This is a genomic window from Aldersonia sp. NBC_00410, from assembly GCF_026342035.1.
In the GTDB taxonomy this organism is placed as follows: Bacteria; Actinomycetota; Actinomycetes; order Mycobacteriales; family Mycobacteriaceae; genus Aldersonia.
In genome coordinates this window covers 250,688-273,665 of sequence record NZ_JAPENM010000006.1, presented here as the reverse complement: position 1 = coordinate 273,665, position 22,978 = coordinate 250,688, and the positions used below count along the sequence as shown (strand labels likewise).

The 22,978-nt window shown below is 62.8% G+C and carries 19 protein-coding genes and 1 pseudogene; 9 read left to right on the top strand and 11 right to left on the bottom strand.

The features are described 5' to 3' along the window. Positions 1 to 51: 51 nt before the first annotated feature. The gene (locus tag OG921_RS16125; RefSeq protein WP_266113477.1) at positions 52 to 1,356 is read left to right on the top strand and encodes a D-arabinono-1,4-lactone oxidase; all 1,305 of its coding nucleotides are present in this window, start codon (positions 52 to 54) and stop codon (positions 1,354 to 1,356) included. Between the two features lies 1 nt (position 1,357). Here the strand turns inward: OG921_RS16125 and OG921_RS16120 are convergent, their stop codons facing one another. Beyond that, positions 1,358 to 1,957 carry a TetR/AcrR family transcriptional regulator gene (locus OG921_RS16120; RefSeq protein ID WP_266113476.1) on the bottom strand — a complete coding sequence of 200 codons (600 nt, stop codon included), beginning with the start codon at positions 1,955 to 1,957 and terminating at the stop codon, positions 1,358 to 1,360. Positions 1,958 to 2,169: 212 nt separating this feature from the next. Here OG921_RS16120 and OG921_RS16115 point away from each other — a divergent pair, with 212 nt between their 5' ends. Beyond that, complete coding sequence (locus OG921_RS16115) at positions 2,170 to 3,348, top strand: spirocyclase AveC family protein (RefSeq protein ID WP_266113475.1); 1,179 nt, start codon at positions 2,170 to 2,172, stop codon at positions 3,346 to 3,348. Positions 3,349 to 3,635: 287 nt separating this feature from the next. After that, positions 3,636 to 4,238: a hypothetical protein gene (locus tag OG921_RS16110; protein ID WP_266113474.1), complete on the top strand. Its 603-nt coding sequence runs from the start codon at positions 3,636 to 3,638 to the stop codon at positions 4,236 to 4,238. A 507-nt stretch (positions 4,239 to 4,745) separates the two neighbouring features. Here the strand turns inward: OG921_RS16110 and OG921_RS16105 are convergent. The 4 genes from OG921_RS16105 to OG921_RS16090 form a co-directional block, all read right to left on the bottom strand. Then, positions 4,746 to 9,056, bottom strand: coding sequence for a hypothetical protein (locus tag OG921_RS16105; protein ID WP_266113473.1), 4,311 nt, complete (start codon positions 9,054 to 9,056; stop codon positions 4,746 to 4,748). A 29-nt stretch (positions 9,057 to 9,085) separates the two neighbouring features. Further along, positions 9,086 to 9,865: a hypothetical protein gene (locus tag OG921_RS16100; protein WP_266113472.1), complete on the bottom strand. Its 780-nt coding sequence runs from the start codon at positions 9,863 to 9,865 to the stop codon at positions 9,086 to 9,088. A gap of 554 nt (positions 9,866 to 10,419) precedes the next feature. Beyond that, the gene (locus OG921_RS16095; RefSeq protein ID WP_266113471.1) at positions 10,420 to 10,554 is read right to left on the bottom strand and encodes a hypothetical protein; all 135 of its coding nucleotides are present in this window, start codon (positions 10,552 to 10,554) and stop codon (positions 10,420 to 10,422) included. A gap of 221 nt (positions 10,555 to 10,775) precedes the next feature. Further along, positions 10,776 to 11,363 (bottom strand): hypothetical protein, encoded by a 588-nt coding sequence (locus tag OG921_RS16090; RefSeq protein WP_266113470.1) that lies wholly within the window; start codon positions 11,361 to 11,363, stop codon positions 10,776 to 10,778. A gap of 967 nt (positions 11,364 to 12,330) precedes the next feature. Between OG921_RS16090 and OG921_RS16085 the strand changes: the two genes are divergently transcribed. Then, positions 12,331 to 12,879 (top strand): hypothetical protein, encoded by a 549-nt coding sequence (locus OG921_RS16085; RefSeq protein ID WP_266113469.1) that lies wholly within the window; start codon positions 12,331 to 12,333, stop codon positions 12,877 to 12,879. On the opposite strand, the pseudogene OG921_RS16080 reads toward OG921_RS16085, so the two are convergent. Further along, positions 12,830 to 13,049 (bottom strand): annotated as a pseudogene (locus OG921_RS16080) (recombinase family protein); the annotation flags it as partial. The gene OG921_RS16085 and the pseudogene OG921_RS16080 overlap by 50 nt on opposite strands. 184 nt (positions 13,050 to 13,233) lie before the next feature. On the opposite strand from OG921_RS16080, the gene OG921_RS16075 reads away from it, so the two are divergent. Continuing rightward, positions 13,234 to 14,124, top strand: a complete 891-nt coding sequence (locus OG921_RS16075) for a hypothetical protein (RefSeq protein WP_266113468.1) — start codon at positions 13,234 to 13,236, stop codon at positions 14,122 to 14,124. Between the two features lie 69 nt (positions 14,125 to 14,193). Here OG921_RS16075 and OG921_RS16070 read toward each other — a convergent pair whose 3' ends face one another. Continuing rightward, positions 14,194 to 14,367, bottom strand: a complete 174-nt coding sequence (locus tag OG921_RS16070) for a hypothetical protein (protein ID WP_266113467.1) — start codon at positions 14,365 to 14,367, stop codon at positions 14,194 to 14,196. On the opposite strand from OG921_RS16070, the gene OG921_RS16065 reads away from it, so the two are divergent. Next, on the top strand, positions 14,360 to 14,626 hold the full coding sequence (locus tag OG921_RS16065) for a hypothetical protein (protein ID WP_266113466.1): 267 nt from the start codon (positions 14,360 to 14,362) through the stop codon (positions 14,624 to 14,626). The genes OG921_RS16070 and OG921_RS16065 overlap by 8 nt on opposite strands. A gap of 264 nt (positions 14,627 to 14,890) precedes the next feature. On the opposite strand, the gene OG921_RS16060 is transcribed toward OG921_RS16065, so the two are convergent. The 3 genes from OG921_RS16060 to OG921_RS16050 all read right to left on the bottom strand — a co-directional run bounded on the left by OG921_RS16060 (position 14,891) and on the right by OG921_RS16050 (position 19,169). Further along, positions 14,891 to 15,604: a hypothetical protein gene (locus OG921_RS16060; RefSeq protein ID WP_266113465.1), complete on the bottom strand. Its 714-nt coding sequence runs from the start codon at positions 15,602 to 15,604 to the stop codon at positions 14,891 to 14,893. A gap of 389 nt (positions 15,605 to 15,993) precedes the next feature. Then, on the bottom strand, positions 15,994 to 16,995 hold the full coding sequence (locus OG921_RS16055) for an HNH endonuclease domain-containing protein (RefSeq protein WP_266113464.1): 1,002 nt from the start codon (positions 16,993 to 16,995) through the stop codon (positions 15,994 to 15,996). A gap of 53 nt (positions 16,996 to 17,048) precedes the next feature. Then, complete coding sequence (locus tag OG921_RS16050; RefSeq protein ID WP_266113463.1) at positions 17,049 to 19,169, bottom strand: pentapeptide repeat-containing protein; 2,121 nt, start codon at positions 19,167 to 19,169, stop codon at positions 17,049 to 17,051. A gap of 1,128 nt (positions 19,170 to 20,297) precedes the next feature. On the opposite strand from OG921_RS16050, the gene OG921_RS16045 reads away from it, so the two are divergent. The 3 genes from OG921_RS16045 (at position 20,298) to OG921_RS16035 (ending at position 22,011) form a co-directional block, all read left to right on the top strand. Further along, positions 20,298 to 20,681 (top strand): hypothetical protein, encoded by a 384-nt coding sequence (locus OG921_RS16045; protein WP_266113462.1) that lies wholly within the window; start codon positions 20,298 to 20,300, stop codon positions 20,679 to 20,681. Positions 20,682 to 20,800: 119 nt separating this feature from the next. Continuing rightward, positions 20,801 to 21,184 carry a DUF732 domain-containing protein gene (locus tag OG921_RS16040; protein ID WP_266113461.1) on the top strand — a complete coding sequence of 128 codons (384 nt, stop codon included), beginning with the start codon at positions 20,801 to 20,803 and terminating at the stop codon, positions 21,182 to 21,184. 257 nt (positions 21,185 to 21,441) lie between these two features. After that, positions 21,442 to 22,011: a recombinase family protein gene (locus OG921_RS16035; protein WP_266113460.1), complete on the top strand. Its 570-nt coding sequence runs from the start codon at positions 21,442 to 21,444 to the stop codon at positions 22,009 to 22,011. Positions 22,012 to 22,022: 11 nt separating this feature from the next. On the opposite strand, the gene OG921_RS16030 is transcribed toward OG921_RS16035, so the two are convergent. Then, positions 22,023 to 22,949 carry a hypothetical protein gene (locus tag OG921_RS16030; RefSeq protein WP_266113459.1) on the bottom strand — a complete coding sequence of 309 codons (927 nt, stop codon included), beginning with the start codon at positions 22,947 to 22,949 and terminating at the stop codon, positions 22,023 to 22,025. Between the last annotated feature and the right edge of the window lie 29 nt (positions 22,950 to 22,978).

Here is a 22,978-nt window from a genome sequence, read left to right as displayed (position 1 = left end):
TCTATGGGCGACCTGCATAACTCGTGCAGCACTTTGCCTATAGTTGGACGGATGACCAATACTTGGGGGAATTGGGCGGGTTCTCAGCTGTGCCGCCCAGCCGTCATCGCGCGCCCGCGCACGACGGACGAGTTGCGTCGTGTGCTGGCCGATGCGTCGTCGGCCGACCACCGCGTCCGGGCCGTCGGGGCCGGCCATTCCTTCACCGGCGCGGCGCTCACCGATGGCGTCATGGTGTCGCTCGAGCGCATGAATCGGGTGCTCGAGGTCGACCGATCCCGCGGACTGGTCCGCGTCGAGGCGGGCATCTCGCTCAACGAACTGAGCGAAGCGATGCACGGGCACGGCCTGGCATTTCCGAACATGGGCGATATCAACGTGCAGTCGCTCGGCGGCGCGACGGCTACTGGAACGCACGGCACGGGCGCAACGCTGATGAACCTCTCTGCCGCCATGCACTCCATCGAGTTGATGCTGGCCGACGGCTCGACGATCGAGGTGAGCGCGGAGTCCGAGCCCGATATCTGGCGCGCCGCCCGAGTCAGCATCGGCACGCTCGGCATCGTCACCGCAATAACGTTGCAGGCCGTTCCCTCGTTCGTACTCGAAGCGGTCGACCGGCCGTATCAAATCGATGCAGTCCTGGCCGACCTCGACTCCTACGTCGACGGCAACGACCACTTCGAGTTCTACGCCTTTCCGCACAGCCCGCTCGCGCTGACCAAGTGCAACAACCGGACCGACCGGCCCGAGAAGCCGGCACCCGCGGCACTCGAGTGGGTGAACTCGATACTGCTGCAGAACTACACCTTCGAGGTGCTGTGCCGGATCGGGCAGGCGCGACCGTCGCTCATCCCGAGCATCAACCGCTTCGCGGCGCGGGTAGGCGGGTACAACAACGCGGTCGACCGCTCGTATCGGGTGTTCTCCACGCCGCGGCACGTGCGGATGAACGAGATGGAATACGCGATTCCCCGCGAGGATGCCGCCGAGGCGGTCGCGCGGGTCAAGGAGGTCGCCGAGCGCGACGATTTCGCCGTGCCGTTCCCGATGGAGGTGCGCTGGGTCGCACCCGACGACGCATTCCTCTCCCCCGCGACGGGCCGGGAGACCTGCTACATCGCGGTGCATATGTATGCCGGAATGCCTTGGGAGGGCTACTTCCACGCGGTCGAGGAAGTACTGGAGGGCTACGACGGCCGGCCACACTGGGGCAAGCTGCATTTCCAGACCGCGGACACCTTGCGCTGGCGCTACCCCGAATGGGATCGCTTCGCCGAGATGCGCAAGCAACTGGACCCCGGCGGATTGTTCTCGAATGCCTACACCGACCGAGTGCTCGGTCCGGTCGGCTGACTCAAGGCAGCTTGATCATCGACACGTACATCTCGATGATCGGCCGGAACAGATCGACATCATCGATTTCGCTGGCCAGCACGACGGAGTCGCTGGTCGCGACGAGCGCGTGCGCGAAGGCCAATGGCGATATCAGCAGCGTGCCGCCGATTCGCTCGACGCCCTGCACGATGAATTCGCTGAGCGCTTCGACGACCTCTCTTCGCTTGTCCGCCACTCGCTCTCGCGCATCGGGGTTGCGGAGTAGGTAGAGGGTGAACTCGTGGCCCAGCGCAGCATGCTCGGCGCCGCGGTCCCGGCTCAGTTGCCGCCAGCGCTCCGCGATCTCGTCGAGTTCACGCGCGCCGATCTGCTTCGCCGACAGCACCTCGGCGAAGTTGTCGAAGTAGCGTCGCCAATATCGGTCGCTGACGGCGAGGAAGAGGCCTTCCTTCGTAGCGAAGTGCTTGTAGATGGCGCCCTTGGTGTACCCGGCGGCATGGGCGATGTCGTCGAGAGTCGCGGTCGTGAAGCCCTTCTCCGCGAATACCTCTTCGGCGGCGTCCAACAGCAGCGAACGGGTGCGCTCGAGCCGTCGGTCCCGCGTCCAGCGCTCAGCCATACCGGCATTCTGCCATAGGATCTAAGAAACTATTAGGATGTTTAGATTCTCACGGGTATATTCACGCACGCCAGCAAGTCAACAACGCGTGATCTGCAACCTGTTCCAGACGCCTACGACCCCGTACGACGTCGATCTCATCGTCGATCCGTGCCGCAGCGCCGAGCCACTCCGCGAGAGCTGCACTGCACCGTCCAGAAGGAGACAGCGCTATGAGCGACCTGTCGCAGAAGAAGAAATCGCCACCCACAGAGTCAATCGGTGCCGCGGCCACGCTCGGTGCCCAGGTCCAGCCGTCGAGCAAGCGCGTCCGAATCTGGGCCTGCATCGGCGCGGCGGTACTGGCGCTGCAGCTATACGTGTGGTTCCGGTGGGTCACCGGGCCCTATTTCGTCCGGATCGAACCCGGCCCAACCCCGGTGCCGACGGCGATGAAGACTGTCCTCACCGTGTGGACGGCCGGGATCGTGCTCATTTTCCCGATTGCCATCTATTGGTTCATCGTTCGACCGTGGATTCGGGAACGGCGAATCACTCTCGACGGCATGCTCGTCGGCGCAATGGGCCTGATGTTCTTCCAGGATCCGCTGCTCAACTTCTTCAACACGTGGTGCACCTACAACACCTGGATGTGGAACCGCGGCGCGTGGACCTCGCACATTCCCGGGTGGTTCTCGCCCGAGGAGCCCGGCAAGCAGGTTTCCGAACCGCTGCTCATGAACGCCCCCGGCTACGCGGTCGGCGTGCTGCTGTGCACGATCGTCGGATGTGCGGTCATGCGCAAGGTCAAGGCGCGGTGGCCGGGGATCAGCAACCTCGGTCTGATCGGCGTGATTTTCGTGTATGCGATCTTCTTCGATGTCGTCATGGAGGGTCTGCTCCTCCGGATCGGGCTCTACGTATACCCCGGTTCGATCCAGTCACTGACAATCTTCGCTGGGCACTACTACCAGTACCCGCTCTACGAAGCGCTGATGTGGGGCGGCGCCCAGGCCGCGTTCTGCTGCCTGCGTTACTTCACCGATGATCGCGGCCGCACGGTTGTCGAGCGCGGACTCGACAACGTCAAGGGCGGAGTCGTCAAGCAGCAGTTCATCCGCTTCCTCTCGATCTTCGGCGCGGTCAGCGCGATCTTCTTCTGCTTCTACAACATCCCCGTGCAGTTCTTCGCCATGCATGCGGACGCGTGGCCGGCCGATGTCCAGGAGCGTTCGTACTTCACCAGCAATATCTGTGGTGAAGGCAGCGAGGGGCCCGACGGCAAGCCGGTGCCTTGCCCCGATCCCTCGATGCCGATGCCTTCGAAGTGGTCCGGATACGTGAACTTCGACGGCGAGTTCGTCCCGCGGGAGGGTACGGAGCTACCCCACATGGTGCCGCTCGAGAAATGAGCTGACGGCACACCCCGAACACGACGAAGCCCGGGCCGGATATTCCGGCCCGGGCTTCGTTTTGGTGGAGCTGCCGGGAATCGAACTCGGCCAGAAATCACGCTGACCTGCGGAAACGCTGAAACCGACGCCGCGAAAAGACGTGAAACGACCTGCGGCTACGCGAATCGTGTTGATGGCATCAACACACCCACATGAACAGGCAAGCGACACCCGAACGTTCCGAAACATTCGCCCGTGTCAGCCCCAGGTTTACGCTGACGCGACCGCGAATGGGAGAGGTGCCGGTGGCAGAGAAGACCAAGTACCAACAGCTCTCGGAGGATGTCGGCCGAGCCGAAGAGATAACGGCTGATCGGGAGCCCACCGCCGGGGAGGTACAGCAGGTCGACCACCTCGTCGCGCGACTGCGCGCCTCGGCATCTGGTGGCAAGCGGTACAGGAACCTCTACGAACGCGCGACGGCGGTCCAGGCGCGCATCGGCGACCTCCGCGACATCCAACAGCCTGCGGGGAAGGCTGACCCGGATGACACGGGCGAGCCACCGGCTGCGAAGAAAAAGGGTAGGGGGTTCGGGCGAATCTATAGCGAGCTCGACCGGATTGCGGCGATCACCCGTCCACTCAAGCCGGAGGAACTTCAGCGACTCGACGACGTCGTCGAGGAGACGCGGACGATCGCAGCGACGGACAACAGCAAGATGTACCGGCGGCTGCACCAGCGCGCGAAGCTCATCCAGAAGAGCAAAGTCCCTCCGCCGAAGCCTTTACCGCGACAAATGGAAGGTCTCCGCGCCGTGCTTCCCGCTGGCCTCGTCGGCAGCCCCCGACTGGAACAGGCGCGACGCCAGGTGCTCGGCGGGCTCCCATCGTCCCGGCGGGGCCACTGAGTCGCTGCCTACTGATGGCCCGCCATGATGTGGCGCCTTCGACGGGGCCTTGCGAGGCGTGTGTCGGTGAAAAGGTGATGATAAGGGCGTGCCAACCAAACACCCCGTGGCATGCTCCGAACGGAATGGTCAAAACCGTTGCCTTCCGCGCGCGAACCAAGGCCCGCGCAGTGCGCAGACAGCATCCGCTGATTCGCTCACGGTATTCGGCCGGATAGGGTTCGGGCGCGAAGCTCCTTCTCCTCACCGAAGGAAGGGCATCAATCCCGGGACGGTTCATCCCGGGGAGGGACTAGATCATTGCGCTGGCTGGTCAGCCAGACCAGGCCGCGCGAAAAAGTCGAGGCTAGTCATCAAATTTACCGACGCCGAACGGTCTCGCGCGACAGTCTCGGGCGGCTTGGTCTGGGCCGATCGGGCGGAGGGGCCGCACACCGACTTGGCCCTTCTCGGGGTGATGCAATGCAACGCCTTGCCGCGGGGGTCCGGAAGATAGCAGCTATCGAACTACAGGCCGCTATCAAGCGAGAAATATGCGACACCCCCCGGGCCAGAAATCGCCAATCCGATTCCCGTAGCTGCAGTCACCGGAATGATCGTCGTGGCGGCCCTCCCTGTGACCAGCCGGAGTACCTCACCTCCGGTCTCAGGATCCACGAGCCGTACGCCGTCAGTACCACTTGCGGCCAATAGAACACGGCCAGTCGGCATGTTAACAGCCGCCAACGCCCGCACCGCGCCGCCGCCGAGTTTGAGATCTCGCACCCGCTGGCCGGTTTCGAGATCCCATAACCGCACCAAACCCCCCGTGCATCCACCTACCAACAGGAATTGTCCGTTTGCCAGCTTCGCGACCGTTAAGGCTTTTATCGCGCTGCCGCCAGTGTCGAAATCCCGTGCCCCCTGGCCGGTTCCGAGATCCCATGACCGCAATGTCCACGTGCTAACACCGGCCAACAGCACGCGACCGGTCGGTAAGGTGGTTGCGGTAAGCAGCTCAGACCACGCCGCACCGTCTCCGCTTAGGCCGAGATCTTCCACCGGCTGGCCGCTCTCGGGATCCCAAATAAGTGACCCCGACTGCGGTCTGCGGTAGTACTGCAGTGAACTTCCCGCCAAGAGCGCCCGTCCACCCTCCAATATGATTGGCGTCAAGGTCCGCACACCTCCGCTGCTGGCGAGATCTCGCACCTGCTCACCGCTCTCGGGATCCCAAATCCGAACCACGTCCTCTAAGGTCCCAGCCAAGAGCGCCCGTCCACTCTGCAATATGATTGGCGTCAAGGTCCGCACACCTCCGCTGCTGGCGAGATCTCGCACCTGCTGACCGCTCTCGGGATCCCAAATCCGAACCACGTCCTCTAAGGTCCCAGCCAAGAGCGCCCGTCCACGTCGTGTTGAGGTTGCGGCTATGGCCCCCACCGCACCATTGCCGGCGACAGCGGCGGAGCGACCTTCGACTAGTGCCTTCTCGGGATCCCACAGTTGCACGCCATACCGCTCTAGGCCTCCTCCGCCAACCAACATCACCCGCCCGCTCGCCAAGGTCACCGTCGTCAACGCCCACACCACGCCGCCACCAGCATCAAGATCTCGCAAGTGCTGACGGGTCTCAGGATCCCACAACCGCACACCATGACCACCTTGTCCGCCGGCCAACAGGAGTCGCCCGCTCGGTAACGAGAACGCCACCAGGCCGGCGCCGTCGCCTCCGAAATCATGCACCCGGCGCCCGGTCCCTGGATCCCACAACCGCACGACATGTCCAACTAGCCCGCCTGCCAACAGAACTCGCCCTTCAAGCGTCGAGATCGCCGCCAAACTCCCCACCATTAGTCCGCTCGCGTCGAGATCTCGCAACTGTTCGCCAGTCCCGGGATCCCACAATCGCACACCATTTGACCCCATGCTGCCGCCACCAGCCAATAGGACTTGCCCGCACGGCAAGGTCACCGTCGCCAAGGCTCGCACTACGCCGCCACCAGCGTCGAGATCCCGCAAGTGGTCGCCGGTCTCAGGATCCCACAACCGCACACCCCTTTGGTTGATACTGGCGGCCACCATGACCTGCCCGCCAGACAATGAGAAACCAGTGAGCGCCTCAACTGCACCGCCGTTGGTGTCGAGTTCTTTTAGCTGCTGGCCGGTTTCAGGATCCCACAAACGCACCGCGTCCTGACCCAAGTTTCCGCTGGTGGCCAGCCAGACTTGCCCAGTCGGCAATGAGATTGCCGCCAACTTCCGTATCGCGCCATCGGTCCGAAAGTGGTTGCCGACGGGGGTGGCAGATTCCGGGTCCCACAACCGCAGCCCGTCTTGGTCACCGATCGCGAGCAGGAATCGTCCACTACGGAGTGGAACGGCACTCAAGACGGGGTTGGTGGCTGCCGCCAGTACAATTCCCGGCGGTTGCCACTTCGACCAAACAGGCTTCAGCGCAAGATTTGATGAGTCTATGTGTGCATCCAACCCTGCTGCGGCGCAGACGAATGCGTAGCTGGAATGACGTGACATGTCGTCCGCGTCGTGTAGGTAGGGTTCGATCCGCGCCCACGCCGCGAGCCTACTGCTCGCCGCGTCCAAAGGGGGCGGCAGTCCTAGCCTGCCCCGTATTCTTGATCCCTGCTCCCACGGTATAAACGCAGAAGGAATGTGGCCGTCGTCGAGAACACCGCCCCGGTAGGCGTGCTCGACCAGGTAACGCCTTAGATATGGGTTTGGTGGGATAGACGCTAAATATTCTGCGGAACTGATGATTTCGACGGTGATGCGCTGGTGGACATCCGCCGCATCGTCATCCAGCCGCGCAATGTCGAACAGTTCGTAATCGGTGGCGTCCGCGACAAGGGATGCGGCGTCATCTCGCAACGTTTCGGTCAACCGTTCGTGGTTGGGCCGGTACACCACCCGTTCCCCTTCTACATCCCGGGACAGGTAACCGCTAAGCCGACTCGCGATCACCACCTCGATGACGCGGTCCGCGTCAGGAATCTCGCGGCCTATAACCGCTGCCGCGACCGCGGGCCATACCTGTGACCAAGGTAGTCCGCGCCCCAACGCGAAGGCGGTCGCGCGCAAGACCGCGACGATCTCCACCGCACGGCAATCAACGGCCGCGGCGACGTCGACCACATCGTCCCGAAACAACGCCACAGTCCCCTGGGTAAGCGTTGCCAACCATGCCTCGTCATTCAGATCTTGCGGCATGTCGGCGTCGCGCAGTTGTTGTGCGGCGAGTCGTGCGTCGAGAAACGACGGCGATACCCTCTCCGCCACCGCGCCGGCAGCCGCGCCGACGACCTCGGTCGAGGCGTCCTCGTACGGTCCCGAGCGGCGCAGCACCGCCGCGACATACGCCGCGATGTCCCTGGTCACCGCTGGCGCTTCGTCGGTTCGCTCCAGCCGAACGGGTGTTAACTCCGCTGCTGCGCAGTGGAGTTGGTCGACCAGCGCGCGTCCCACGTCATCCACCTCGATGTCCTGCTCTGGCTTTGCGCTACGTAAGCCGAGCAGCAACCGCACCATTCGTGTCGCGGTGTGCGGGTGTCGAAGATTGATCAGCGGGACGAGGACATCCGTGACGAGCTGATTCGGATGCAGCGCCTCGTCGAGACCGTCAATCACCAGCGTTCGCGGCACACCCGAGGACGTCAGCAGCCCGCGCAGATCGTCAATAACGGGATCCACATCTGCCCCGACCTCGCCCCCCAGAGCCATGATCAGATCAACGATGATCTGACCAGAGCGCTTTCCTCGGGCGAGCACTGCAGCATCGATACTGCGCACCGGGGGTCGAGTGCCTTGGTCGACGCCGCCGATGATGTCAACGTGTTTCTCCACGAAGCCCGGATCGGACAACGTCACCGCCCGAGCGAGCACCGCCGACTTTCCCGACCCTGCAACGCCGGTGATCACCAGCACCCCGGAACCGGATTGCAAGAATGACACCACATCTTCGTTGAGTTTCTTGCGCCCCGAGAAGTACCACGTATCGTCGTCGGCACCGACGCGACCGCTCGCACGCGACACCCAGTAGTCATCCAAATCCGACGAATCGACGGCAACCTGCTGCCGCGCCGGCTCGACTAGCTCGACGCGGGGTCTGTATCCGGGATTCGGCAGACAGAGGCTCTGTTCGTGAAACGGATTCGGCAGCCATACCGACAGCGGCGCCTGAAGGTTTCGATTGCAATCCTCTTTCAGGACCGCACCGATCTCGGTAACCAGGTCATAGAAGCTGAGGAACTGGTGAACGATTTGAGCGGGTCCACGCAGACGCTCGTATACCAGAGCCAACAACGAAGCGAATTCCCCGATCCGAGATTTCTCGTCGAAATCGCCACTCGCCAACACGCCCAAGGTCGACAGCTTGCGGCGGCTACGGGGGAGGTCCTTCCGCAACGACGCCCACTCCTCGTTTACGGCGCCCGCGTGGCACGAATCGACCAGCACCAGCACATGGTCGGCATCGGTACCCAACACTGCCGCCAGCAGGTCAGACGTCCGATACGCGGTTGGGGCAAGACGCTCCTCATCACTGTCACCGAGCAACAAGAAATGGCGCCCTCCGCCACTCTCCACGCCATGCCCCGTAACGTAGATAACCACCACATCAGCAGGATCGAGTTCACGCAGCCGATTGATCCGAACAAAATCCTCGATATCGTCTCGGGTTTTCGGGGTGACGCCGCTATGCTCAAACGCTTGTTCGCCGAGGCTGGAATCGGTCAGCCAAGTCACTAGAACCTTGACCTGCTCGTCGATCCGCGCCGCGAAGGACTCCGGCTCGTCGGGGTAGTCGCGCACCGAGATCGTCACTAGGCGGCGACGGTACGCCCCCGCTTGACTCACGACGCCGAACCCCGTACACCCGAGAGGATGGCCGCAGCCGTCTCCGCATGTCGCAGATACCGGGTCAATGCGTGCGGATCACTCCGACCGTTGTCGACGGGAAAATCCTCCTGCGCTGCTGGCATTAGACCGCTTCCACCCGTCACAACATCCCACTCGTCGTACACATTGAACCAACTCGTCGCACCCGTATCAGATCCAGCAAACGAGACGTCGAGGGCGCGGCGCACCGTCCCCAAGCCCAAGGGCGACCCCAACGTGACGAGCGTGGTCACCTGCGGAACTTGGCCACGCCGCACGAGGTCGTAGACCACCACACTGCCCAGCGAATGCCCTACAAGGACCCGAGTTTCACCCTCCACCTCTTGAAGGACAGCCTGCCGGATCACATCCCCCGCGCCTGTGCGATGCAAATACGCATAGACCTCACGCAACACCCCCACCCGCAGCAGACCTTTCCCACCACCCCAACGGCGGTCGACCGCCGCCACACCGCGCAGCAACGCCGGCGGCAGAACTGCGGGGGGCCCCAGCGTCGCCGTGCTCTCGTCCAACTCGGCTAGCTCCGATTCCGACAAACCCCGCAGATCTTCCTCCAGCGCGTCGGCGACGAATGCCTCCTCTGCCGAGACAAAGACCTCCGGCTCCCCATCCGGACTTAGGTAGTGAGACCCCTCGCGGAACAGCCAACCGTAGAAAGGAACAGCCAACGTCGGCACCGAACCATTAGGAACTCGCCCCATACCCAGCCGCAGCGAGTCGATCCAAACCTTCAACTGTCGTTCCGGCGTCGACCGCCCCTGCGCGATCCCATGCACACCAACCACAACCGCCACAGAAGGACCTCCGATCGAGAACACGCACCAAATCGGTCTTAGCCGCCCCGAAATATCCGGAGACTCAGGAGTGTGAGACCTCAGTAGGGTGCTGACGCTCGTGCTGACTGTAGTGGGCATTCTTCGAATTGACCGGTGGACATCACTGCAGTATTCGCAGAGTCGAGGAGATTCGAACAGTCGACTCGTTCCGCGGTGGCGAGTTCGACGTAATCGTGGCTGCGCCACGGACATACGCCTGCGTCGAGCTCAATCTTGCACACGCCCCTTGACAGGGGTTTGGCTAAGGCATTGCCGAACGATGAACCAGGGCCTTGACCGAGGCCTGGCTATCGGTGGCCGAGGCGTCGATAGTGTCGGCTTGTTCCTCGGAAAGGAGGACGCGATGACGATTCCATTAGGTCTGCCGGGCTCTGCTGCGGGCGGTCTATTTCCGCATGTGCGTGCCTACGAGTCGGGAGATACGCACGCTGGGACGATGGCCGGTTGGCTGGTTAGCCGCGGCGAGTGGAGGCCGTCGGCGGCGATGCGAACGCGGCGTCCTCGCCGCTGAACGTCGCCTTGTAGAACGAGGTCATCTCACCGCTGAACGTCGCCCGGACGAACCACATGGGCACCGACGTTCTCACCACGCAGATCCGCGCGTGGCAGCTCAAATAGAGCTAAGTCAATGGACTTTGAGTACCCCGCGGAACGATGCGACGTCGATGCCGTGTCAGCAATGCCGGAAGGTGCGGTGTGCTGCCTCTCGCGCTTATCGCAGGTTCTTCCGAAGTACCACGGGCCCCCGGAGCTCGGAGGTGTCCGTTCGTACACCTCTTGGTTGGATTCTGTGTCGTCGAACGGTTCGTTAGACGTCCCTGACGGTCGCGGAAACGCCGAGGTCGTCGAGTAGCAGCCGGAGGTGCTCGACAGCTGCCGCGTCCGCGACCAGTTTCAATGTGCCTTGGAGGTAGCTGATCTGGCGTTCGTCCAGAACCATGTAGAGCGCCTTGAAGAGTGCCGCGTACCGGTCAGCAGCGTCCGCACCCGCTAGTAGGTTACTAGTGAATGAGAACTCAATCCGCTGTTCGACCGCAGCCACTTGACCGCCGCCACTAGTGCCCGAACCGGTCGCGGTACCGGTTGCACCTGTGCCCGCACTGGTTCCTTGCTCATCAGCTGCCGCTGTAGATCCACCTGACACGCCCGCTGTGTCACAAGCACCGGCGTGTGCCGACTGACCGCAATTCGGGCAGGTCGCCAGTTGCGGCCGCGCGATGCGCAAACCCGTACTCGTCAGGTTGACCTGCCCAGGTGCGGTCACGGCAACTTCGGTCCCCGCGCCGTCGACAATGCTGAGTCTGCCTGCGCTCACCGCATCGAAGATCGCTTGCTGCAAGTCAGGATCCCCGCCGTAGAGCCGCGGCAGGCGCGGCGCGGCGTAGAACAAGGACACTATCTACGATCGTGGAGGAGGGCCAGTGTGGTACGCGCGCAACGAATCATACGAAGCAGTCCGTACCTCCGGTAATCCTTTGCCGACGCCTTGGGTCGTTCGAACACAGCTCCACAACTCAGAACCTGGCAAGAAACCGTGAAGCGATTGGCGACACGAACGCCAATGGCGGCTGCCGTGCGACGGCGCCCCGCCCTCGTTCCCTTTCTCCATCCTCGACGTGCATGCGATCATCGTCCCGCTGGGAGAGTTCGGCGATGCATCCGACATTGTCGATTCGGCGATCAACTCGATCTCGTAACGTCGCCGACTGCGCGGGAACAATGCTCCCGTCACCGACACCCCCGCGGTGTGGTGCTGGGATTCCGAACGCTCGCAAATGTGGGAGACACACCGGTTTCGCCGCTCGAATACTTTGAGATGATCCACGACCTATCCGCTTTGGGTATCCGTGGTCTCGCGCCGGCGCGAGCGCAAGTTACCGATCGCAGCGATCCAGGACCGGATGCCCACCGCACACCCCGTCTGCACGTACAAGCTTGAAACTGAACGGACGGCGGATGACCGAGTCGAACACGCCGCGTGATGGCAATCAGGTTACCTGTTGATCCGTAGGCCAACCTTCGGTCGGCTGCTCGTCAGCACCCAGCCGCGTGCAGCGACGCTGCGTCCCCCCTTCCAGTACGGCCTGGCGGTCGAGGCGTACACGCTCGTCCCGCTCCGTCATCACGCGGTCGCTGCCTAGTCGCGCAGCGCTGCCGCGTCCTGGGAGTCGAGTACTGCCTTCACGCTCGACGCGCGCCACTGCGTGCCCCCTGCCCGGCGCGGATGCCGACGCGTTCGAGGTCAGCGGCGATGGCGCGCAACGACTTCCCCGCCCCTCGATCGGCGACGATGCGCGCAACGACGGCGCTGGGCAGCGCGGAGCGACGTCCCGGCCGAACGCCCTGAGACTTCTTGACTGCGAGTGCTGTCTGTCACCGACGACCTAGTCCGGGACTGGGAAAGCGATGCCATCAATCATCTAGACGGGATGCTTTACATGATGGGGTGGGAGGAGGACGGCGGGTTCGTGCCTCTGTACATCGGTAAGGCAGAAACCGTTGGGAAGAACTCCGGCAACCTGTCCGCCAACATCATCAACCTGCACAAGAACAAGTCGTTCTTCGCTCGTTGGGGAGACAATTACGCCTACCACATCGGTGACCTGAGTGCTTGCGTGCTACCGGGCCATGAAGAAGTCAAGAAGTTGCCGAAGTATCGGGCATGGGCTAAGTGTCTGTTCATCGACGGCACGACGAAGCTGCACCGACCTGTGTACTTTTGGGCGACCGCGTGGGATTCGTCGCAAGTCGGGGTGTGGGAAGAGTTCGGCCCGACCTCGTTGTCATTCTTGGAGTACCTGCTCATAGGCGTGGCCGGGGGCATCTCGCCGAATCTGCTCAACCGCGAAGGGGTGTCGCGATTGACCGCAGCACGATGCCACGCTCGCAAAGATCGCGGATCGTCATCATGACCTCGGCGGCGTTGCGGCCAAGACGGTCAATACCGACCACGACGATGGCATCGCCTTGCCTTGCGTAGTCGAGGAGCGCAGCCAGGCCGCTGCTGGCGGGTCGAAGTTCCCCACAGCTTGTCCGAGTAAATGCGGGCGGCGTGAACACCCGCTGCTGTCAGCGCATCCATCTGCTGGTCGAGGGACTAATGCGCCGTGCTAACCCCCCCATAGCCGAGCTGGGTTCCGGTGACGGCGAGCACGGTGTCGATGACCGTCTGCGGGACATTTTTGGAGGCGGTCCAGTGCTTGTCGTACGGCTGATCTAGCTTGTGCTCTGACCAAAATCCCGCAGACAGATTGTTGAGGTGCCGAGTGCCAACCCGAGCAGAGATTCAAGAGTTCGAGGAGGCTCTCCTCGCCCAGGGCGGATTGACGCAGGGAACCATCGGAATGCTGCCTGATCAACTCTTGGTTTGGCGACCAGAGAACACAGACTGGGACTTCTTCCCCACCAAGAGGTGGGAGGAATCCTTGGGGATCGGGGCCTGCTTGAAGCGGACCGTCCGTGGCGAGCGGGGGTTCGTCTACGAGAGCGGCGACGGAATCACTGCACTGGTGGACTTCCAGGGGCCGACTTTCCCCACCGAGAATTTTGGCCGCTCCGCACCCTGCATATTTCGCCCCCTGCGTCGTCCTTTGCCTCGGTCCGAGCTATCTAGGCTCGGCAGCCTGGAAAAACTGTTCGGCAAGCCGGGTGTGCCCCGAAGCACCCAGAACATATCGGTCAGCCAAGCGGAAGGCATTGCCTCGCTCCTCGACGATCCACTTCCGCCGGTGATCCTCCTGCCGGAAGTGAACTTCACCGACCAAGGATTGATCTGGAACCGGGCCAGTCAGGTCTGGGGTTTGGAAGGACCGATGCGGGACGTCGTGCTGAATACGGAAGCATGGCAAGGTATGTTCCGCCAGAAACCACAGGCGGAGGTTGGGTGGGGAACTGAAGACCGGTACGACCTGTTCAGCGAGCCGGACCGAGCTGTGGCTGAGTTCAAGTTGGTGGCCACCAGCGCGACTCTCGTCCAGCTCGATCGCTACCTCGAAGGACTCAGGCGCGACCGTGGCGGCAACTGGCTGGGTCACATCGTTTGGGGTAACTCGTGCACACGCGGCTTGATCGAGGCCGTCAAGCGGCGGTCGGATGTGGCTCTCTGGCGTTGCGACCGTACGAGCGATAACCAGGCCCATCTCGTCAGAATCGACTGAACAGTCAAGATGACGGTTATCCACAGGTCGCGAAATCGTCGTTGCGACCGAGACAGCATGCGGCAAAACTCATTTCACGTCCGAGACAACAGTGTTCCCTGACTCCTCGCTGACCTTCAAGACGTTCCTTATCAAGATTGACAGACAGTCCTCGTCGGTGGCGACGCTGTGATCGATGGCGTGGCCGCGCTTATCTCCGCTCGCACCGAGTGGGGGATCGACCTGCGACATCTCGATGTCCACCGGAATCGCCGCAGCCGGGAAACTCCAGGCACTGCTCGACACCCAGCAAGCGCAACCGGACCTGACCCGCCTCCAGAAACAGGTGGCCCAGATCGGCGAGGCGGTCCGGACGACGGTGCCGCCTGCGATGTGGTCGCAGATCCTGGACAAGCTCGACGACTCCCCGGCGCTCGACACGACGGTCGGCACCGACGCCGACGATCTCGATGAGGACTGTGAACCGGACAACGGCTATGAGGAAGCGAGCGACGACTGGTGACCGAATCCTGGCGTGCATTGGCGGGTGCGGATAGAAGTTGGTGCTCGATCTCGGCGGTGACACGGGCGTCCCCTTAAGTGGCTGTCGGGGGAACCCGCTGGCCCGCCGGTGGTGCCGCTGCCCTGGGTGTCGGGCTACTCGGCGCTGTCCTACCTGGGCCGCAAAGGTGGTGCCATCGACGCGGTGGTCATCGAGGTGATCGAGTCGATGCTGGCCCAGCCCGAAGCGCAGGAAGCGATGGCGGGATCGCCCACTGACGCCGCGCTAGTTCCATGGCACGTCGGTCCACCGCGTTGGCAGCGTGGTAGGCATGGGGTCTGCGCACTTAATCGTGCCGCGAACGGTCATAGACCCACGTGATCCGCGTGCGCTGGACATCTCCTCGTTGTAGGTAATGCCGCTAAAGGAAATTGAACGGCGGTCATCGCTGATCTGCGATACACCCTGCTGGGACAGCCCCCACACTTGACCCGCCGTATCAACATAGCTCGCCTCGATCAGGTTGTCGTTCGTGTCCTCGAAAACGATCTTTCCCTGGATCGGGACTGAGGTTGTTTCTAGGGTCGAGCGGTCGATTCCCACTTTGGGCCAGTAGACATCGTCGGACATCGGGGACTGAGCAACGAAACGCCACAGCGGCGGCTGATTCTGCTTTCGGTGTCCCTCGGAGGTGGTGCATGCCGAGCGTAGGCGCAGGGTACCGACCCATGACCCACCGAACTCGAATACTCCGACATCGTCGCTGTCGGGCAAAGGCAGTTCCGGTAACGGGGGCAGTGTCAACGAGGCGAACCTCGTTTCTCCGTTGTATTCGAGCGGTTGATTGAGAATCTGCTCGGATGGTGTCGAACTCGCTTCAGCCGAACTGGTCGTTGACGAATTGCCGTCGAGTTCCGTTCCTTCACAACCGACAAATGTCAGCATGGCGGCGCAGCCGATCACCAAGCCAACAATGGTGGGTGGCTTCCCAGGTCCCATGTCCAGGAGCCTAATCCAGGGCTGGTCAACCGCTTCCAAAAAAGGCTCTGGCCGTCGTCAGCGGCCCACTGAAACCCGAGGAGCGCCATGTATGTTCGCGCTGGTGATTCCGGCGAACCCGACGTGGATGGTCCAAAGACGCCCCGACGCATTGCCCCGCTGGTCACCGACTCGGACCCCGGCGCGTGCTGGTCGGGTCGCAGTGGTGCGCCTGCGGACGGCTCCACCGGACGCACTTCTGTAGGACGCGCGGACTGACCGTCTACACGCCGCCGCTGGGATCGCAGTGCAAGGGAAGCGATCTCGACGAACGGTGAGTACGCCTAACTGTGCGTCCAGGATCGCTGGATCAGCTCGGGTATCCGTCGCGCACGAGCGCTTGCCGTCGCTCATTGCGTCGGTCTCCAATCGGCGCGGGCGTAATCGGTGGCGCGGGTTTGCACCGAGCGCAGGAATTTCAATCGCGCTGCGGGCGAGCGCCCGGTCGTGGCGATGATCGACTCCCGCAGCGGATGGTGACTACTGATCAGGCGTTCGTTGCGATCCCACAGCCGCTCCAGAAAGTCTCCGTGGGCCAGTCGGTCGAACTTGCCTGCACTTCCCCGGTTGCACACCGAACACGCCAGCACGAGATTCCATACGTCGTCGAGGTCGAGAAGGACGCCTCGAGCCATCAACATGTGCGGGAAGAAGTGGTCCACGTCGGCGGAGTGATCCAGGCCAAGGAGTGGGGTGATCGGTGCCGAGCAGTAGAAGCAGCGGCTGGCCTGGTAGCCGCTCAACCCCGGACGTACCCAGGTGATGGAGCGACGGTGCCCGAGCATTCCGCGCACAATCATCTCGCTGGGCCGGTCGTACGCCACGCGCAGAACCGCTCCTGTAGCGCGCCTTTCATCCCATGCGGACTCCACCAGCCGCCAGCGCGACTCGGCCTCCGCCAGGAGCAGGTTGTTGCGGTCGAGTTCGGCGGCAAGTTCCAGTAGCTCCTCGGTGAACCGAACACCGCGCAGGGTCTGGGTCCGTTCGTCCACGAAGAACCGGGTGCCGACATCGGCGCGATCCACCACATGGAATGCGTCGATGACGTTGTTGAAGCCCAGCAGCGCCGTCGTGGTGATCAGCTCGTCCTCGCTGATCACCCCGGCATTGAAGTGACGGCAGGCATCCAGGAACCTGCTGCCCTGGGACGTGGACTGCGTATCCACCTCGGCCAGGTGCGCGCACAGCTCGCGACTGAACGGAACCGCGAGATCCTCCAGTGACGCCGAGGTCGCGCCGGACTCGGCGAGCGTCAGGATCGACTTGGCCAGCGCGAACTTGTACGACGCCACGTTGGCGCCCCGCAGGACGACGCTGCGGAAGTCCTCCGACGCTGTTGCTCTCGATTCCACGCATGCGACGCTACTTAACCCGCCAGCGCCCGCTGGTGAAAGGTAGGGCCTTATCAGCGTTTCGTTCGACCACGAATCGCCAGTACCGCCAACGCGAGCAGCACGGGCACCGACAGCCGCAGCGCGATGTCGGTTGCGGTTCCAATCGGGGTGAGATCCGGCGTGTTGCTCGGGTTCCGTAGCAACGCCACGCTGTTCCGTCCCGCCAACTCGAACGCATCCCCCCAGTTGAACGACGGCTTATCTACGTCCACGTAATAGACCGCGCCGGTGGGCCGGTCCACCAGTGACACCTCGCGAGTCGACCCGGGAGGGTCCTTCACCCCCACCGTCGCGAATACGATCGCGCCAAGCATTATCAGGGCAGCTATCGCAGCGAACGCCCGCCACGCACGCAGGCCATACCCAGACACTGCCCAGTACGCGGTCAGCAGCCAGTGCTCAGCGAGCGATGTTTTACGTCCTGTGGCGCTCGCTGTGCGATGCGCGAGACGGCGCATCTCCATTTCCCCGTAGTAAAAGTCCGCAGCGCCAGGCTCATTGCTGCTGTCCTCAAGGCCCTTACGGAGCGAGCGGTAGATTCCCGCGATCAGCGTCGCGTCCGGCGGAGCAGTATCGGCGCCCCTGTCGGGAGCGGACGGGTCGGTGGTGTCGTCCATGTTCACTGAATCGGTGGCCACAACGACCGGATCGTCCGGCGCGGAGGTTGATGCCTTCTCCCAAGTCGCGTGCTGTTCGCGCCAGATTCGTTCCTCCGCGATAGCGTCCCGGCGTGTGAACCGCAGAGGTCGACGGAACCCCGTGCCGGTGGGGGTTGTGGGCAGCGTGCAGGCGCTGTCGATCCGCATTCTGTCGAGGCCGTGTGCGCCAGCGAAGCGGCAGTCGGTGAGGTCGATCGCGGACAGCTCAAGGTCGGCAACAGTCGCCCGTCTAAGCGACCACACCGACGTCGGTTTGGCGATGGCTGAGAGAACATGTTCCGCGAGAGCGGCACGCTCCTCGTGGGAAACTTTCCCGCCTACGACCCTCCTTTGATGCGGCCCGGCCAGCCAGTCGTTCCAGTCCCCGGTTCCCGGGTCGGAGATCGTTGTTCGCGCACCGAACGTCGCGGCGGTTGCGTCGATGTCACCGCGTACCTGGAGTGTGCCTCCCGAGCGTAGTTCGACGTTGACAAGGCTCAGGCTCGGACAGAACAACCGAACAGTGACCGGCTCAAAGAATCGGACTTCATCGAATACGACCCTCCGTGCTGCCCAGACACCGTTGATCGGGCCTCCGAACCGCGTCCGCTCAAACGACACCACCCCGCCAAGGGTCTTATCGAGAGACAGTGAAGACAGTTCCGTGAACGTCGACGCCTCGAACCGCGCGTCCCCGTTGAACGTCGCCGCGTCGAACCGCGCGTCCCCGTTGAACGTCGCTGCGTCGAACCGCGCGTCCGCGCCGAATGTCGCCGAGTGGAACCAGGCGTCCGCGCTGAATGTCGCCGAGTGGAACCAGGCGACCTCGCTGAATCTCGATGCGTCGAACGAGGCGGTCTCGCTGAACCTCGCCTTGTAAAACAAGGCGACCTCGTTGAACGTCGCCGTGTCGAACCCGGCGTCTCCGTTGAACGTCGACGCCTCGAACCGCGCGTCCCCGTTGAACGTCGCTGCGTCGAACCGCGCGTCTCTGTTGAACCTCGCCGCCTCGAATCCGGCGTGCCCGTCGAACCTCGCCGCGTCGAACCGCGCGTCTCCGTCGAACCTCGCCGCGTCGAACCGCGCGTCCCCGCTGAACCTCGCGTCGAACCGCGCGTCTCCGTCGAACCTCGCCGCGTCGAACCGCGCGTGCCCGCTGAACGTCACCTCGTCGCGGAAGCTCACATCATCGTCGAATCTGCAGTACCTGGAATCGATCTCGACGATCGCTATCGGTCCGATGACTTCGAGTCTGCCGGTGATGATCGCGCCTCGCATTGCGACTTTCTCTAAATGTGGGCCGGGGTGTCGGTGGGTGATCAATTTGGCAAGGAACACTGCGCGGATCTCGCGGTCGGGATCGTTCCAATCCGCGACTTCGTCAGGTGTGGGTTCAGCTTCTGGGTCGATGAGGTCGCAGGATTCACCGGCTCGAGCTGTGTCGAGGAGGCGTCGCTCGGCGGGGAGAAGTTCTGCCAGTTCGGTGGTGGCCATCGGCGGAGTCCCTTCCTTGGTGGACGCGGCGGCGACGGTCCCGGTGGCGTGGTGGGTGGGTTGAAGATACCGACGGGTGGCCTGGGATCGCTTGAATGGGAGCAGGTGTCGCGCCCGAACTCGCTCCGTGCCGATTCGCGCGCCCAACCCCCCCATCACTCTGGCGCCTAGCAACAGATGAAGACCAGCGCACCGAAGTTGCGGACCTAGCGAACGCCCAGCAGCGACGGGACCACCACCAGGCGGACAGTAGCGATGAGCCGCCTCGCCGAACCCGCCGTTGTGATCGCGCGCCCGACTGGATTCCCGAGTAGCGCGACCCGGCTACAGGTCGAACGATGCTACGGGACGGTGATCAGATCCCGGTGCGCCGCGCCTGCTGGGGGGCGTCATCGATGGAGGGCGTCGGTCCAACACCGTTGGTGGTGACGTGGTCTTGATCGATGCTTCCGACCAGGGCCGTGGCTGACGAAGATGTGGTCGATCAGTTCGGGGCGTCCCCGATATTTGCGGCTGAAGCGTCGGGCTTCGGGGATGCGTGGCGCCAGATTCCACAGCCGTTGCGCGTCACCGTGCGGTATCCCGCAAAAACACGCGCCGAACACCAGTCGGTTGGCATCGGGATCAAAAACGTATTCGTGATCCCCGCCACCTGCGGTAACGCCGCGATGCTCTTCGGCGACAGATCTCCGAAGCGGGCCGAACGCAACACCCGCACGAGGAACGCAGGCAGTGGTCGCCGAGCACCTATGCGCCGCGTAATGAGGCCCAGGGGTCGAGTCGACCCCGTTCATCACCAACAACACACGTAATGAGTAGTCAGTTGAAGTACAAGAACATCGCGACCACAGCAGGGAACGCAGCCCTGGCCAGCGGCGAGGGATTCACACCCGACCAGGCCGAGTTTGGCGTTCGCAGCGCGGGCCTGTAGTCATGCGCATAGGGATAAGTGGAGGCGCATTCGGCCTCCGTGGCGGCATCTCGACACGCGGGATCGGGATTGGTGCGGGTCCGTTCTCGGCTAGCACATCTTGGCCCCGGAGAAGAAGGCGATCATCAGGGAGAAGAAGGCGACCATCCAGGAGCAGGAGCCAATCATCAGGATCGGAACAGGATGCAAACGTCCAATTGTTCGGTACCCTCTACGTCTTCTTCGCGATGGCTTTCCCCTATCTCCTGGGCACTTACTTGGCCGTCCAGCTTGGTGCCGACAATCCATCGACAGTGCGGACTGTCGCTGGTTGGCTGTTTGAGGCGCTGTACATCGTCGGTCCCATCGTCGGTGCCATCGTCTGGTTTGTAGCGACGAAGGATAAGCGCGCGTTCGCGGCAGAGGCCCGCGCCCAGAAGGCGCAAGAACTTGCTGAAGCCCGTGCTCTGGAAGAGCAAGAACTCGCGGAGTCCGGAACGGTCTACGCGATCCGACATGGCAGTTCGTCGGCATACAGACACGGCTTTTGCACGATCAACCACCGGAATCCCGAGACTGCTTCGAGGTGTCGAAACGGGTGAACGACCCGTAACAATCGGAGCAGGGCCAGTCGCTCGGGCTGGAGGGGGACCGGAACGCGCATCCTTGCTCCAGGTGCGGTGGTACTACAACCGACGATCAACAACAACGGTGGAGACTCATGAAAATCACTATCACCAAACTCGCCGCCATCGGCGCACTCGCCATCGGCAGCCTCGCCGCGTGCCCTGCTGTCGCCAGCGCGGCCTTCCTGGACTCGGGGTCGGCGGCGCTGCTGCCCGGACCACCGTTCTCGCCCGTCGACAGCTCCTACCTCGGGCAGCTTCGGGAGTCGCCTTCGCTGGGGATCATGCTCGACTACGGCGTCTTCTCCCCCGACGAGGCCATCGAGAAGGGGCACACCGCCTGCGCCGCGATCCCTACGCGGGGCTACAACGCGGCGCACCAGGCCGTGGTCGACAGGGGTCTGACCGAAGAGAATGCCACGTTGCTGATACGCGCCGCGATCTGGAACTACTGCCCTGTCCAGATAGGGGAGTACTGATGAGCGCGAACTAGTCTGGATCGGTGGCCAGCTCGATCAGGCCAGAACCGATACGACGGCCAAGACGGCAGATACCAGGAATTCATGAGGACGATCCGGGTGTCTCGAAAACGATGGGTTGATGAGAACGTGACGACTCGCGGGCCATCGATTTCTCACCTGGCGTAACCCGGACCCCGAGTGTCTTGAAAACCAGTCTCATAACCTGGTAGTATCAAAACCCAGATCACTATGGGATTATGAGACGAGAGCGGTAGTTGGCAGTCATTGGGTACGCAAGGGTCAGCACCATCGACCAGAACATGAAGCTCCAACTCCACGGGCTGCGCGATGCCGGAGTTGAGCGCGTGTTCCGCGATCAGGGGGTCAGCGGTTCGACTGCGAAGCGACCGGGTCTCGATGCGTGCCTTGACCACCTCCGCGAGGGCGACGTGCTGACCGTCTGGAAGTTGGACCGCCTCGGTCGCAACACCCAACACGTACTCGCGGTGGTGGAGCAGTTGACGTCCCGTGGAATCGGATTCCGCAGTCTCACCGAGGGTCTGCATACCGAGGGTCCGATGGGCAAAGCGATGTTGACGATCATGGCCGCCTTCGCCCAACTTGAACGCGACACCATGATTGAGCGCACCCGCGCCGGGCTGGCCGCTGCCGCCGCGAACGGGCGCAAGGGTGGACGCCCGCGCAAGGTAGACGACGCCGCTGCCACCAAAGCCCGTCAACTTCGGGAGAAGGGCATCCCGGCCACCGACATCGCGAAAATGTTGGGAGTGTCCCGTGCCACTGTGTACCGCTACTTCTCCGACAGTGTTCCGCTATCTGCGTGACCGGTAGCCCTCTACGTACGCACGGTTGCTCGGGTCGAGCGCCGTTCGCCCGCCGAGTCAGTCCACTCAACGACACACAATGCGGAATTTGGGGATCCCCATGACTGGATGATCGGGAACCTTACCGACCCGCGTGGCCCGAGAACGTCCACCGTTTTATGACGGTCCCAGCGCAGATCGAAGTCTCCGACGGCATTTCCGTCACCGTCTTCGTACCGGAATGTGACGTCGTTGACCGGGACGTCCAGGTTGCTTTCCAGCACCAGACTCCATTGGCGCGGGGTTCGAGCGCCCCGAAGGTCCGTTAACACGGATTGAGTCACCTCGATTCGCGGCCAAACTCCTCTGGCGTCGGCTTCCGGCTCGTCCTCCCCGGGCACTCCGCTTACAGGTCTGGGCGTGGTCAAATCCCGTGCTGCCTCACGCCGATACTTGGCAGCAATACGTGTCAACAGCGCGCCAATGACCTCCGCCAGGCGCTGTTCAGAGTCGTATCGCCCGATGAATGCCTGCTTGCCGATCTTGTCAATGTACGTGTCGAGCCGCTTCTTCTCCTCTAGGGCTGAACCTGCCAGCGGAGGCCGAGGACAGTAGTTTAGGAGGAGCGCGACATCCTTGCCGACTTCCCGTAGTAGCGCGATTTCCTCTGCTGTGCCGGATTCGTGCTCGCGGGTGGGTGTTCCAAGTCGATCCGTGAACACCACGACAGCCGCATCTGAGTCGTCAACGATCTGCTCGTTCAGCACACCTTGGGCATAATCCCCAAACTCAGGCGTGCCACCTTCCTTCCAATCGGCACTGCTGAAATGAATGCCGTAGAACCGCGCCTGCTGGTTGTTCCAAAGCCGGATGGACCGTTGGATCTGCGACTTATGGGCATCGGGGAGGTCTCCCGGAGCCGAGAGCAGTAGTTGCAGAACAAGCGCGCTGTAAGCCAAATCGACGCTCCCTGAATGTGGCTCGACTA